General features: G+C 51.2%; 14 protein-coding genes, 3 tRNA genes and 1 riboswitch. Of the genes, 10 read left to right on the top strand and 7 right to left on the bottom strand.

The features are described 5' to 3' along the window. Positions 1-21: 21 nt before the first annotated feature. The 3 genes from ttcA to ACO0LG_RS03370 are packed head-to-tail and all read right to left on the bottom strand — an operon-like array spanning position 22 to position 2,200. Positions 22-963: a tRNA 2-thiocytidine(32) synthetase TtcA gene (gene ttcA, locus ACO0LG_RS03380; protein WP_423023325.1), complete on the bottom strand. Its 942-nt coding sequence runs from the start codon at positions 961-963 to the stop codon at positions 22-24. 33 nt (positions 964-996) lie between these two features. Next, on the bottom strand, positions 997-1,395 hold the full coding sequence (locus tag ACO0LG_RS03375; RefSeq protein ID WP_422949034.1) for a dihydroneopterin aldolase: 399 nt from the start codon (positions 1,393-1,395) through the stop codon (positions 997-999). A 13-nt stretch (positions 1,396-1,408) separates the two neighbouring features. Continuing rightward, positions 1,409-2,200 carry an SDR family oxidoreductase gene (locus tag ACO0LG_RS03370; RefSeq protein ID WP_423023323.1) on the bottom strand — a complete coding sequence of 264 codons (792 nt, stop codon included), beginning with the start codon at positions 2,198-2,200 and terminating at the stop codon, positions 1,409-1,411. Between the two features lie 72 nt (positions 2,201-2,272). Between ACO0LG_RS03370 and ACO0LG_RS03365 the strand changes: the two genes are divergently transcribed. From ACO0LG_RS03365 to ACO0LG_RS03345, 5 genes are all read left to right on the top strand, one after another. Beyond that, entirely contained in the window at positions 2,273-3,451 is a 1,179-nt protein-coding gene (locus ACO0LG_RS03365; RefSeq protein ID WP_423023321.1) for a class I SAM-dependent methyltransferase, read from the top strand. 61 nt (positions 3,452-3,512) lie between these two features. Next, positions 3,513-3,710, top strand: a complete 198-nt coding sequence (locus ACO0LG_RS03360; RefSeq protein WP_423023319.1) for a DUF2905 domain-containing protein — start codon at positions 3,513-3,515, stop codon at positions 3,708-3,710. Between the two features lie 191 nt (positions 3,711-3,901). Further along, positions 3,902-5,530: a tetratricopeptide repeat protein gene (locus ACO0LG_RS03355; RefSeq protein ID WP_423023317.1), complete on the top strand. Its 1,629-nt coding sequence runs from the start codon at positions 3,902-3,904 to the stop codon at positions 5,528-5,530. A 72-nt stretch (positions 5,531-5,602) separates the two neighbouring features. Beyond that, complete coding sequence (locus tag ACO0LG_RS03350; protein WP_423023315.1) at positions 5,603-7,159, top strand: HDOD domain-containing protein; 1,557 nt, start codon at positions 5,603-5,605, stop codon at positions 7,157-7,159. Positions 7,160-7,261: 102 nt separating this feature from the next. Further along, a complete protein-coding gene (locus tag ACO0LG_RS03345) occupies positions 7,262-7,915 on the top strand; it encodes a LysE family transporter (protein WP_423023313.1) in 654 nt (217 codons plus the stop codon). A gap of 51 nt (positions 7,916-7,966) precedes the next feature. On the opposite strand, the gene ACO0LG_RS03340 is transcribed toward ACO0LG_RS03345, so the two are convergent. The 3 genes from ACO0LG_RS03340 to ACO0LG_RS03330 all read right to left on the bottom strand — a co-directional run bounded on the left by ACO0LG_RS03340 (position 7,967) and on the right by ACO0LG_RS03330 (position 9,861). Further along, entirely contained in the window at positions 7,967-8,770 is an 804-nt protein-coding gene (locus ACO0LG_RS03340; RefSeq protein WP_423023311.1) for a hypothetical protein, read from the bottom strand. Positions 8,771-8,776: 6 nt separating this feature from the next. Next, a complete protein-coding gene (locus ACO0LG_RS03335) occupies positions 8,777-9,151 on the bottom strand; it encodes an ArsC/Spx/MgsR family protein (RefSeq protein WP_423023309.1) in 375 nt (124 codons plus the stop codon). A 131-nt stretch (positions 9,152-9,282) separates the two neighbouring features. Beyond that, entirely contained in the window at positions 9,283-9,861 is a 579-nt protein-coding gene (locus ACO0LG_RS03330) for a TMEM165/GDT1 family protein (protein ID WP_423023307.1), read from the bottom strand. A gap of 93 nt (positions 9,862-9,954) precedes the next feature. Next, positions 9,955-10,071, bottom strand: a riboswitch (yybP-ykoY riboswitch). Positions 10,072-10,258: 187 nt separating this feature from the next. On the opposite strand from ACO0LG_RS03330, the gene ACO0LG_RS03325 reads away from it, so the two are divergent. Further along, complete coding sequence (locus tag ACO0LG_RS03325; RefSeq protein WP_423023305.1) at positions 10,259-11,008, top strand: MgtC/SapB family protein; 750 nt, start codon at positions 10,259-10,261, stop codon at positions 11,006-11,008. Positions 11,009-11,036: 28 nt separating this feature from the next. Here the strand turns inward: ACO0LG_RS03325 and ACO0LG_RS03320 are convergent, their stop codons facing one another. Next, positions 11,037-11,642 (bottom strand): TetR/AcrR family transcriptional regulator, encoded by a 606-nt coding sequence (locus tag ACO0LG_RS03320; RefSeq protein WP_423023303.1) that lies wholly within the window; start codon positions 11,640-11,642, stop codon positions 11,037-11,039. Between the two features lie 276 nt (positions 11,643-11,918). Here ACO0LG_RS03320 and ACO0LG_RS03315 point away from each other — a divergent pair. The 4 genes from ACO0LG_RS03315 to ACO0LG_RS03300 form a co-directional block, all read left to right on the top strand. Continuing rightward, positions 11,919-12,004: transfer RNA gene (locus tag ACO0LG_RS03315), tRNA-Tyr, on the top strand. A 48-nt stretch (positions 12,005-12,052) separates the two neighbouring features. After that, positions 12,053-12,126, top strand: a tRNA-Gly gene (locus ACO0LG_RS03310). Positions 12,127-12,159: 33 nt separating this feature from the next. Further along, positions 12,160-12,234: transfer RNA gene (locus ACO0LG_RS03305), tRNA-Thr, on the top strand. 77 nt (positions 12,235-12,311) lie between these two features. Beyond that, on the top strand, positions 12,312-12,435 hold a 124-nt coding region (locus ACO0LG_RS03300; protein ID WP_017454492.1), incomplete at its 3' end, for a GTP-binding protein.

Raw genomic sequence — 12,435 nt, 5'->3', positions numbered from 1 at the left:
ATGCTCATGCAGCAGGTATTTTTAATTCTGATTCAAATGCAGCGAAATCACTCCCGCAGCAGGCGTCGCACAAGGTTCATCATCAAAGGCGATATCGCCATTTGGATTTGCCTCGCCATCAACTTTCAGATCAGTGAAATTGAACAAGTTCTTGTCCATCAGATGTGAAGGTGCGACGGTGGACAGGGACGCAAAGATATTGTCCACACGGCCAGGGAATTTTTTGTCCCATTCACGCATCAGGCCCTTGATTTGCTTGCGTTGCAGATTCTCTTGCGAGCCGCATAAATCGCAGGGGATGATGGGGAAGTTTTTGACTTCAGCATAGCGTTCAGTGTCTGACTCTTTGACATAGGCCAGGGGGCGGATGACGATGTGTTTGCCATCGTCAGATTGCAGCTTGGCTGGCATGCCTTTGAGTTTTCCGCCGAAGAACATGTTCAAGAAAAAAGTTTCCAGGATATCGTCACGATGATGGCCAAGCGCGATCTTGGTGGCGCCCAGTTCATCGGCCACACGATACAAAATACCACGGCGCAGGCGTGAGCACAGCGAGCAAGTCGTTTTGCCTTCCGGGATCAGGCGCTTGACGATGCTATAGGTATCCTGGTTTTCTATATGGTAGGGTATGCCCAGTTTTTCCAGATAGGCTGGCAGGATATGGTCGGGGAAGTTCGGTTGCTTCTGGTCTAAATTGACGGCGACGATATCGAAATTGATGGGCGCACGTTCACGCAGGGTCATCAGGATATCCAGCAGGGCATAACTGTCCTTGCCGCCAGACAGGCAAACCATGACCTTGTCGCCTTCTTCTATCATATTGAAATCACCTATCGCCTGGCCAACCAGGCGGCATAAGCGCTTGTGCAGCTTATTGTTTTCGTAGGTGATTTTTTCCTGTGACTTGACCGTGGCTTTTACTTCGACCGGGGTGTCCATCAATGTATCGTTCAGAGCTTGCATGATATGGCTTTAAATTCTTGCGTAAATTCGGGCTTAAATGTCGGTTTTGATCTTGAATACTTCTACGCCTACGCCTTCGCAATCTGGATAGACATCTGGCTTCATGGTAGAGATGCGCACTGCGCGCACTTTGGGATGTGCCAGCATGATAGCGGCGACATCATCACACAGGGTTTCCTGCAGGTGGACATGACCTTTGGAAATACGGTCGGCTATCGTGCAACGCATGAAATCATAATCGACGACTTCTTCCAGTTGGTCATCCTTGGGTGTAGACAGGGCCAGCGGGATATACAGATCGACATTGAAGAGCACGCGTTGCTCGCCCTTTTTCTCGAACTCATGTACGCCGATGTTGATGGAGATTTCATAATTGCGCAAGAACAGGCGGCGGCAGTCTGACAGCTGGGGGTGATGCAGGATGGATAACATGGTGGTCCCGGGATTAAGGTGAAATAACTTGGTTTGCAGTCGCCAGGAACATGACGTCGCGCTGCAAGGGAATAAGGTGCTGGCCGCCATCGACGAGGATAGTGGTGCCAGTCATGGCAGGGCTGTCCGCCAGAAAACAGACGGTGCGGGCAATATCTTCAGGCATGCTGGAACGACCCAGCGGCGTGACCTGATGTGCCCGCTGGAAATCTGCCGTGCTTTGATGGCCTGATTCCATGGTGATGCCGGGTGCAACGCCAACTACCCGGACTTTAGGGGCCAGTGCCTGCGCCAGTGTCGTCGTCGCACATTGCAGTGCTGCCTTGGACAGGGTGTAAGACAAAAAATCAGGATTCAGGTTGTACAGCTTCTGATCCAGCAGATTGATGACGCAGGTCTGTTCGCCATCTTCAGTTGCCGCATGCAGGGCTTGCGCCAGTATGATGGGCGCGGCCAGGTTGGCATGCATATGCCTGTCCAGGCTGGCCTGGCTGAAGCTGTGTACATCATCTTCTGCAAACAGCGAGGCATTATTGACGATGCAATCTATCTTGCCCATGGCAGCTATCGCTGCGGGTAGCAAGGCATGTGTTGCTGTTTCATTTGCCAGGTCGGCCTGCAAGGCATGGGCGCGGCGGCCCATTGTCTGGATTTCTGTCACCAGGGTCTGCGCTTCTGCTGCTGAATTGCCATAATGGACAAGAATATCCCAACCCTGCCGCGCCATATGCAGGGCGATATGCCGCCCTATGCGTTTGGCGGCACCGGTGATCAGTGCTGTGCGGGGTGCTTGCTTAGTGTTCATATCTATAACTGCTCATATCTCACTCATGGAAATTCTTGACAAGGATTACTGTGTTTTCAATACAATGCGGCTATGCATAAATTATCTCTACCTGTGCCTGGCGATGATGCGCTGGCCGCTTCATCTGCTTTGCAACAACTGATTATCGACGATATCCGCCAACATCAGGGCTGGATACCGTTTTCGCGCTACATGGAACTGGCGTTGTATGCGCCCGACCTTGGTTATTACAGCGGCGGTGCTACAAAATTAGGCAAAGACGGTGATTTTACAACCGCACCAGAAATGTCGCCGCTATTTGGAGCCACCCTGGCCAGGCTGGCAAGTCAGTTATTCAGTCAAACTGCGGCCGAAGTCATGGAGTTCGGTGCAGGCACGGGCAAGCTGGCCTTGGATTTTTTGTCGGAATGTCAATTATCAGGAATCGCGATAGAGCGCTATTTTATCGTGGAATTGTCCGGCGAACTGCGCGCACGTCAGGAAGAATTGCTGAAAGGCTTTCCACAAGTGCAATGGTTGCAAAAAATGCCAGGCTCTTTTTCTGGCCTGGTGCTGGGCAATGAGGTGCTCGATGCCATGCCGGTTGACCTGGTCATCAAGACGGCAGATGGCTGGCATGAAGTCGGCGTGGCGGTGGTGGACGAAGATATTGACGATCATGCGCCAAGACTGATTTTCCGTGAACAGCCACAAACATGTAGCCCTGACAAGATTGAGCAAATCCCTTTTGCCGATGAATTGCCAGTCGGTTACCTGACTGAAGTTCATGCCATCGCTAGCGGATTCATGCACAGCCTGGCCGCCATGTTGCTCGCCAGCGGCAAGCCGGCCGCCGCGATACTGATCGATTATGGTTTCCCGGCGGCCGAGTATTATCACCTGCAACGCCAGCAAGGCAGCCTGATGTGCCATTACCGCCATCATGCCCACCCAGACCCCTTTTATTTGCCAGGCTTGCAGGACATTACCGCCCATGTTGACTTTACGGCCATGGCCAAGGCGGGTCTGGCAGCGGGATTGGAGTTATTGAACTATACCAGCCAGGCCAGCTTTTTGACTGCAGCTGGCATAGCCGATGTGCTGGCGCGTACATCAGCAGAACAAGTCATGGATTATCTGCCAAAGGCAAACGCCCTGCAAAAACTGGTCTCGCCAGCGGAAATGGGGGAGTTATTCAAAGTGCTGGTCATGGGGCATGGCGTGGAGTTGCCAGAAAATATATTACGCCTGGACCGCAGTCACCGCTTATGATGGCTGCGGGCAGACTTGAATCAAAGTCAATTGCTTTTTTTAAAACAAACAGGAGCTGGCTTTGCTGCGCTGGGTATTAACCATTTTTATCGCCGTCCTGGTGTTTTCCAGCCTTTTGCCCTGGCTGGAAAAGCTCGGTATAGGGCGGCTGCCTGGTGATCTGCGTTTCAAACTGTTTGGCCGTAATTTCTCTTTTCCCTTCGCCTCCACCATCCTGATCTCTTTATTCGTCCTGTTAATAGCGAAGATATTCAAGTAAATGCGTTAAATATGTTAAAGCCTTGCAACATTGTCGTCATATGGGGGTAAAGTTTCTACATCAATGCGCCGTCACTTCAATATAATGAAATTGCCTTTTTGAGCTTGTACAAGCAGATCAGGCCTGCCAGCCAGGGGACGGCCAGGCAAGCGCCGCAGAGATACCAACAATAAATTACGCTAAAGGTTGAAATGAGCGAACTCAGCGATATCAGGGCATTGCTCATCGAACCGCATGCAGGCATGCGGGTCAGTTTGCATAATATGCTGAATCTTTGTGGCATCACCAAGATAGAACACGGACTTTCTGCGGGTATTGCTGTGCGCACGATACAGGCCAAGGTGTTTGACCTTATCCTGTGTGAATATGATCTTGGTGTAGGCCAGGACGGCCAGCAACTGCTGGAAGACATGCGGCATCACAAGTTGGCACCCTTATCAACCATCTTCATCATGGTGACGGCAGAACGCTCCTATGCCAAGGTCGTCAGCGCGGCTGAGCTTGCACCTTCCGACTACCTGCTCAAACCATTTACCGCCGACATGTTGCTGGAGCGCGTTATCCGTGCCCTGGAAAAACGCAAGGCCTTTGTCGATGTCCATAACCTGATGGAACAGGGCGCTATCCCGGAAGCCATCACGGCCTGCCACCATGGCGAGCGTGATTTTCCCAAATATGCGATAGATTTCATGCGTTTGCGTGCAGAATTGCACGTCATACAAGGCGAAGCGGCTGAAGCTGAAGAATTATATAAACATTTATTCGAATTAAAGGCAGTAGCCTGGGCGCGCCTGGGCCTGGCCAAAACCCTGTTCATGCAGGGCAAATACCAGGAAGCTGAAGAAATCCTGAAAAACCTGGTAGCAGAAAACAACAAATACATGGATGCCTATGACTGGCTGGCCAAGACCCATGAAATGGTGGGTGAACTGCCAGAGGCAAAAGAGGTGCTTGATGTCGCCGTTGGCGTTTCCCCGCATGCCGTCAGGCGTTTGCGCAAGCTGGGTAAGATATCCCTTGAGACCGGCGATATAGAAACGGCTGAAAATGTCTTCAAAAAAGTGGTCAGCAAAGCCAAGTTCTCTGAGTTCCGTGATCCTGAAGATCATATGAATCTGGTCGATGCCCTCGTCAAGAAGGGGGATACCGAACAGGCCAAATCCGTTATCCGTGATCTCGAAAAGAACATGGTAGGCATGAAAAAAACTGCCGCTGTGCGGGCTATCTCTGCTGCCATGGTCCATGCCAAGACCGGTGACGCCAGACTCAGTGAAGAACTTGACAATGCCGTGGCCGCAACCCGTGAAGACATAGGTCTTTCGACGGAAGCCAAACTGGGGCTGGCAAAAAGTTGTCTTGAAAATAATCAGGAAGACAATGCTTCCGAGATTATTCTCGATGTCATGAAAAATGCCAGCAACCAGCAAGTCATGAGCAAGGCCATGGGCGTATTTGAAAGTGCAGGCAAGGGGCATCTTGCCAAAGAACTGGCACAACGCAGCCAGAAAGAAGTCATGGACCTGGTGGCTCTGGGTGTACAAAAAGCCAAGCAGGGTGATTTCCGTGGCTCTGTGGAAATGATGGCAGCTGCCGCACGCAAGTCACCCGACAACCCGCAAGTGGTCTTGAACGCGGCGCTGGCCGCCTTGAAATGCCTGGAAAACATGGGCTGGGATCATGCCACTGGCGAACTTGCGCGCAATCTGATTGAGTCAGCGCGTCGCCTTGATCCCATGAATCCGCGTCTGAAAGCGATACGCGGCCTGTATGACGAATTGCAGAAAAAATACGGCATCAATGCTGCCCGGGTTGCCAAGTAAAGATTAACTATAAAGATTAAACAACCAGACTTCAGAATGGTTTTGTTAAGAAAGTAAGTAGTTGCGGAGACCATGACTATTCAAGCTTCTGTACATCTGGATCAGCACGCACCAGAATTGCCGCGTGACCGGCTGATCAGGCAAATCAATGAAGAAAGTAGTTTGCCGACCTTGGGTGTGTCGATTACCAAGGTCGTCGAAATTACTTCCTCCAGTGAAGACCCGGTCGCCAAGCTTGCGCATTTTGTGCTGGCCGACGTCGCCCTGACACAAAAAATACTCAGGCTGTCGAATACCATCCATTACCGCACCAGTGCAGGCGCACCTGTCACTACCATTTCACGGGCGATCTTCCTGCTGGGTTTTAATAGCATCAAGACCAGTGCCATGGCGATGTTGCTGGTCGATTGCTTCAAGGATAAAAGCCATGCCAATAGCGTCAGGCGTGAACTGGTGCAAGCCTTGTGTGCAAGCATAGTAGGACGTGAAATGGCTGCGCGTGGTCGATTTCAGGATGGCGAAGAAGCGGCAGTGGCAGCCTTGTTCAAGAATGTCGGCAAGATTCTGGTGGCGTCCTATGATCATCCTCTGTATAGCCGCATACAAGCCATGCTGCAGACCGGCCAGACCACCTCGCAGGAAGCTGCCTCCACATTGCTGGGGTGCAGTTATGAGCGCTTTGGTGAGATGGCCCTGCAAGAGTGGAAGATACCTGACACCATCATCCAGTCACTGCTGCCTTTGCCGGGAGGAGAATTAAAGAAGGTGAATACCCGCGCTGAATGGCTGCGCCAGGTAGCCAGTTTCAGCGATGCGCTGGCTTCAACCATCATGAGTGCCGGTAGCGGCAGTCTGAGTGAAAAAGCCAAACCCTTATTGCTGAAATATGGCAAGGCACTCGACTTTGATCAGGCCATACTTGACGAAATGCTGACCAAGGTCGAGACAGAAACACGGCAATTGGCCAAGAGCATGGATATTGCCATGGGTGACATCCAGATTGGTGAAGCCGATGCCAACACCACCAATGGTGTGCCAAACGATCTATTGTTACAAAATTATGAAGCTGGCGAAATCCAGAATGATGAACGCCACCCCAGCGGCAAGCCCAAGCAGGCCCGCGATCTTTTGCTGGCCGGTGTGCAGGATGTCACGCAAATGCTGGCGTCTGACAATTTCAAATTGAATGACCTGATCCTGCTGGTACTTGAAACCTTGTACAGCAGCATGGGTTTTCGTTTTGCTACAGTCTGTCTGCGTGACTTGCAAACCGTGCGTTATGTCGCGCGCCTGGCGATAGGTGAGAATTATCAGGAACGACAAAAAGGCTTTGCTTTCAGCGGCAAGCCGGACCAGAATTTATTCCATCTGGCGATGAGCAATAATGTTGATCTGATGATATCCGATGCCTCTGCCCCCAAGATACAAAGCCTGCTACCCGACTGGCACAAGCAATTATTGCCGGACGCATGCAGCTTTATCATCCTGCCGCTAGTCATACAGAAAAAACCGCTGGGCCTGTTTTATGCCGACCGGGCTGTGAATGCTGATGAAGGCGTGCCACCAGACGAGACTGCGCTCATCAAAACCCTCAAGAGCCAGTTGCTGGCAGCCATGATGCGTGGCTAGCCGTATGCATGCCTTGCAGTACGTGCTAGCACGTACTGCAAGGATAATGCCCACGTATTACAATGCCCTGATATCAATGATCATTTCAGCGGGACAAATCTCATGCACTTCACGACCTGGCTTACTTTCTTTTTTGCGGCCTGCGTTATCGCCGTGTCACCTGGCTCCGGCGCTGTGCTGTCGATGTCTCATGGTTTGAATTACGGTGTTAAAAAGGCCAGTGGCACCATCATGGGTTTGCAGGCTGGTTTATTGCTGATACTGGCAATTGCCGGTGCTGGCGTAGGTTCCATCCTGATGGCGTCTGAATTTGCTTTCAGTGTTGTCAAGACGGTAGGCGCGCTTTACCTGATTTATCTGGGCATCAGCCAATGGCGTGCCAAAATTGATGTCCCTGCTGCGAATGACGCCAATGCTGATCAAGCAACCACTACCCAGGTGCCGGCCATGTCCAGACGCTTTTTGACAGGCTTTTTGACGAATGCGACCAATCCCAAGGGCATCATTTTCATGGTGGCGGTACTGCCCCAGTTTATTTCTCACGATGCGCCCCTGCTGCCACAGTTGTTGATACTGGGGGTGACCATGTGCGCGATTGACCTAGTGGTCATGCATGGCTATGCATTTGCCGCATCCACGATGCAGCGTTATTTCCGCGATCCTAAATGGCTGAAGAGCCAGAACCGTTTTTTTGGCGGGATACTGATGGCGATAGGTACGGCGCTGTTCTTTGTCAAACGCAGTCCTTCCAATTAAAAAATCCCGCCGGTGATTGAATTCACGGCGGGATTTTCTTATGCAGGTCTTTCAAGCCAGAGGAATTTCCTGCTTCTTGGCGAGGGCATCGATGTCTTGCCATATCGTCATTTGATTCAATAGACGGGTGGCTGGGTCCAGCATGGGGTTCAGGTTGAAAAAGCGCTCCAGGGCAGTTTCATCAAAACTGCTGTGCTGGGAAAAGTTTATCCTGCCATATTGCTTGCGAAACGCATGCAATAAATCTGCTGGCGTATCCTTGTGCCAGGATTGCATGAGCCCGCCCACCATCAACGCGGTATCAGTGGTTTGCTCCAGTGAGCGCGGGCTCCGTGAGCTGGCGACATCGCGATAATCGAGTAGACGCGGGAAATAAAACTTCTTGATCCAGGACGCCGGGATGCCACCCTCGCGTTGCAAGATGCCACTACGCCACAGTTTCCAGCTTTTCTCTGCTTCATTGTCTGAGACAAAGTGCGTGTCAGCCTTGAGTGCGCAATCTTCACCTAGTTCTATTTCCAGTATCACTGGCAGGCCAGCAGCAACTGCAATGTTTTCCAGTTCTGGCATCTGGGGTTTTTCACCGTGCTGGCTTTGCAGCGCATTGACGAATTCTCCCAATACTTGCTGGTGTTCATGATGCAGGCTGCTGGTTGCTTTGCAAAAGGCGGCGCAGGCGGCAAAATAGGCCATCAATTCACCCACCATGATGCCACCTGCGGGCATAGCGGCTTCTTCCTGGAAGCCCTGACGTGGCATGTCTGCTGACAGGCCCTGGCGCAGGATAGGGTACAACTGAGTGGAAATACCACCAAATTTGACGTGGCTGCCAGCGGCAAGTTTAAATTCTGACATGGCGGCTCAGGCTTTCTTGAACAGGGTGAGGACGTGTTCCGGCGGACGTCCTATTACCGCTTTATTTTGGTAAGTCACTATCGGTCTTTGCAATAAGTGAGGTTGTGCAGCGATGGCAGCCAGACCTGTTGCTGCATCAGCGCTGGCCAAATGCAGGCTGGCATATTCAGCTTCGTTATTGCGCAGCATGGACTGCACGTCACCACCGGCATCACCAAGGCCCAAAGCAGCCAGCAGGCTTTGCAATTCCTCAAAGTTCAAAGGGGTTTTTTGGTAATCAATGACTTGCACAGCTATTTGTGTTTTTTCTGCATATGCCTGTACCAGCGCCAGGGTTTCGCGCGATTTTGAGCAACGTGGATTGTGGTAAATCGTAATCATGTATCTATCATCATTCTATGGTCTTATCATATCAACATGGCGCAGAGCCTGTTGCAGAATTAAGTTGGCGTTGTTGCGTCTGGACGGGAACGCCGGGTTATCTTCATCCTGCACCGGGCCTTTATCCAAGTTTACAGTCCAGGAAATTTAAGTTCCATACCAAACAATACGAGCACGCCCAGCACTGCAAAAACTGCGGCAGCACACCAGCGTACGTATTTGAAAGGAAAATTCGGTGCAGCAATCTTGCCCAGGAATACTGCTGGTACATCCGCAATCAGCATGCCCAGTGTGGTGCCGGCGATCACCATCGTCAGGTCAGAATATTTGGCGGCCAGTGCGACTGTCGCCAATTGGGTTTTATCGCCAATTTCAGCGATGAAGAAAGTCACGCAAGTCAGCATGAAAACACCATAACGGCTTTCACTGATGCCGCCATCATCCATCTCATCCGGCTTTAACGTCCAGGCAGCTATCGCCAGAAAAGACAAACCCAGCAGATAACGCATGATGTTGCCATCAATATGTGTTGCCACCAGTTGTCCGACCAGGCCGGCAAGGGTATGGTTGGCCAGCGTTGCGACCAGTATGCCCAGCACGATCGGGCCGGGTTTTTTGTAACGGGCAGCCAGCAACAGGGCGAGCAATTGTGTTTTATCACCAATTTCACCAACGGTGACAGCAAGGGCAGAGACGAGAAAAGCTTCCATGAGAATAGGCGGGATGGGGCAATTTTGTCCGATGACAGCTATATCCCGCCCCATCCCTGGTCAGCGGAAACATAACTATCAAAGGTCTTGCCCAATACAATCGCCACACTTGCGGCAAATCGTATCAAACGCACCATGACCAGATGGCCAAGTATGTTGATGCGTTTCCCCGGATTTAACCGGAGCAGGCTACTCCCCAATGAAAGAGAAGCAGGATTATAACGCATACTGCCTGTTTTACGGGCGCTGGATTTATTTGACGATGTTTTACTGGTTTCTATTGGTTTTTCTGGTGAGCAGGCAAGCGGATTGTTACACTATCAAGACATACAATTTAGCCATTTCAACCTACTTAAGCTACATTCAAGCTGCACTCAAGCAATAATAAGGCAAACTTATGACGCAATCTTTTTCAAGCTATTTCATGAGTTTCTGGTCTGCCGCTGAATTGCATGCCAATGCAATTATTTTCCTGAACCTGACTGGCGCCATGCTATTGGGTTTTGTGGTTGGCTATGAACGTTCTTATCATGGACGTGCTGCTGGCATGCGGACTTATGGCCTGGTGTGCATGGCATCTGCCGCCCTGGTGGTGGTTGCCGGTTACCCGGATTTCTGGTTTGGTGGGCGCGCTCTGTATCCCGTCAATCTCGATCCTTCACGTACCATACAGGGCATCGTCACCGGCATAGGTTTCCTCGGTGCCGGCGTCATCATGCGCGAAGGTTTTACCATCAGTGGTTTGACAACTGCCGCGTCTTTATGGGCTTCGTCAGCCATAGGTGTGATGGTTGGTGTCGGCTTTTATGCTGCTGCAATTCTGCTGGCGTTTTTGTCGGCAGCTTGCATGATCTGGGTATCCAGGATTGAGGCCTGGCTGCCGTCCCGGCCAGCGGTGGCGATCACCATGCAATTCCGCCAGGGCTTTATTCCGCGTGAAGATGCCTTGCGCAACATGGCACTTGCGCGCGGCTATGAAATTGCAACAGGCACCCTGAACATCAGTTGCAAGGAAGGGCGTTCTGAATGGCGTTTCGTGGCAGTTGGCCTGAGTCGTAAACTGGCGATGCGCATCGGTGAGCTTTCACTGGAGCTGGGTGCTGTTGAGGGGCTGGAGTTTTACCAGATTGCCCACGCCAGAAACTGAATTCCAGGAATCATGCAGGACAAATAACTTAAGCTTGCGGTTTTTCTGGTGCTGTCACGGGTACGCCCAGCATGCCCTGCATGAAAATCTGCGTTACCAGTACGGCAAAGTCGGCATATGAAATTTTGTCTGCATCCTGATGCGGTTTCAGCCAGGTGAATGTCCAGTTGATCATGCCAAACAAGAGCATAGTGATGGCACTGCGGTTTTGTGCTGTGGTGCGTTCTGGAAAGCTGCGTTGTATCGCGCCAGCGAACAAATCGACGATTTTTCTTTGCGCATCGAGTATCAGCTTGCGCTGCGGCTCTTCCAGAAATTTCACATCATTCAGCAAGGCGATATGGCGGGTCTGGGAATGCTCATATTCCGCCAGGAAGGCCGCAATCAGCGCCGGCAAGTCATGATGACTCTCCGCCAGACGGATCAGGACTTGCGTATAGCGGTTCAGCAAATCAAACAAAATGGCTTCTTTGCTGGGGTAGTAATGGTAGAGCCTTGCTTTGGAGGTGCCGCAGGTCTGCGCCAGTACACTCATGGAGGTGCCGGGGTAGCTATGGTTGGCAAAGGCAGTCGCTGCCTTTTCCAGGATATCGTCGCGCTGCAATTGATAATCGGATGCGAGAGTGCGGGCCATGGCTTAGGTGTGCAATAGGGTGTCCACATCATACCTTGAGCTTGTCAGCAATGGTGATTGTAGGTAAGTTGCAACAAAGGCATGGTGAGGAAATCAATCTGTCTCATCTGTCGTGGATTTTCATCGTATCCTTTTACTACATATGATTTTATAAATGATCAATAAAATCAAATATTTATAAAGTTTCTGGATGAATCCCGCCTTTGTTTGAGTAAGAAATTCTCAAAAGGGTGTTGACAGTTGGGTCGAGTATCTCCATAATTCGGGGTTCCCTGCGGAGAGGTGGCCGAGTGGTTAAAGGCGACAGACTGTAAATCTGTTCTCTTACGAGTACGCTGGTTCGAATCCAGCCCTCTCCACCACAGGTAAAGAATTGAATTTAGAAGTTAGCGGCTGAAGCGGTAGCCTTTGCGGGTGTAGCTCAATGGTAGAGCTGAAGCCTTCCAAGCTTATGACGAGGGTTCGATTCCCTTCACCCGCTCCAGTTTTACTTGCGCGGGGTTTTGCGCAGCAAGCTGCCCTTGTAGCTCAGTGGTAGAGCACTCCCTTGGTAAGGGAGAGGCCACGTGTTCAATCCACGTCAAGGGCACCAAGGTTATCTGGTGTTTTCAAGTCTGATTTGTCGGGCGCGTGCCTGAGCATTCTCATCAAAATCGTTAGGAGTCCAAAATGGCAAAAGGTAAGTTCGAGCGCACCAAGCCGCACGTCAACGTCGGTACAATTGGCCACGTTGATCACGGTAAAACTACACTGACAGCAGCGATTGCAACAGTTCTGTCGAAAAAATTCGGCG

It is taken from the genome of Undibacterium sp. Ji42W, from assembly GCF_049340405.1.
Taxonomy (GTDB): Bacteria; Pseudomonadota; Gammaproteobacteria; order Burkholderiales; family Burkholderiaceae_D; genus Undibacterium.
This window is presented reverse-complemented; position numbering and strand designations above follow the sequence as displayed.

Bases quoted from the DNA above. Each gene is read 5' to 3' on its own strand.
- ttcA (WP_423023325.1), bottom strand. From the start codon at position 963: ATGCAAGCTCTGAACGATACATTGATGGACACCCCGGTCGAAGTAAAA.
- ACO0LG_RS03375 (WP_422949034.1), bottom strand. From the start codon at position 1,395: ATGTTATCCATCCTGCATCACCCCCAGCTGTCAGACTGCCGCCGCCTG.
- ACO0LG_RS03370 (WP_423023323.1), bottom strand. From the start codon at position 2,200: ATGAACACTAAGCAAGCACCCCGCACAGCACTGATCACCGGTGCCGCC.
- ACO0LG_RS03365 (WP_423023321.1), top strand. From the start codon at position 2,273: ATGCATAAATTATCTCTACCTGTGCCTGGCGATGATGCGCTGGCCGCT.
- ACO0LG_RS03355 (WP_423023317.1), top strand. From the start codon at position 3,902: ATGAGCGAACTCAGCGATATCAGGGCATTGCTCATCGAACCGCATGCA.
- ACO0LG_RS03350 (WP_423023315.1), top strand. From the start codon at position 5,603: ATGACTATTCAAGCTTCTGTACATCTGGATCAGCACGCACCAGAATTG.
- ACO0LG_RS03345 (WP_423023313.1), top strand. From the start codon at position 7,262: ATGCACTTCACGACCTGGCTTACTTTCTTTTTTGCGGCCTGCGTTATC.
- ACO0LG_RS03340 (WP_423023311.1), bottom strand. From the start codon at position 8,770: ATGTCAGAATTTAAACTTGCCGCTGGCAGCCACGTCAAATTTGGTGGT.
- ACO0LG_RS03335 (WP_423023309.1), bottom strand. From the start codon at position 9,151: ATGATTACGATTTACCACAATCCACGTTGCTCAAAATCGCGCGAAACC.
- ACO0LG_RS03330 (WP_423023307.1), bottom strand. From the start codon at position 9,861: ATGGAAGCTTTTCTCGTCTCTGCCCTTGCTGTCACCGTTGGTGAAATT.
- ACO0LG_RS03325 (WP_423023305.1), top strand. From the start codon at position 10,259: ATGACGCAATCTTTTTCAAGCTATTTCATGAGTTTCTGGTCTGCCGCT.
- ACO0LG_RS03320 (WP_423023303.1), bottom strand. From the start codon at position 11,642: ATGGCCCGCACTCTCGCATCCGATTATCAATTGCAGCGCGACGATATC.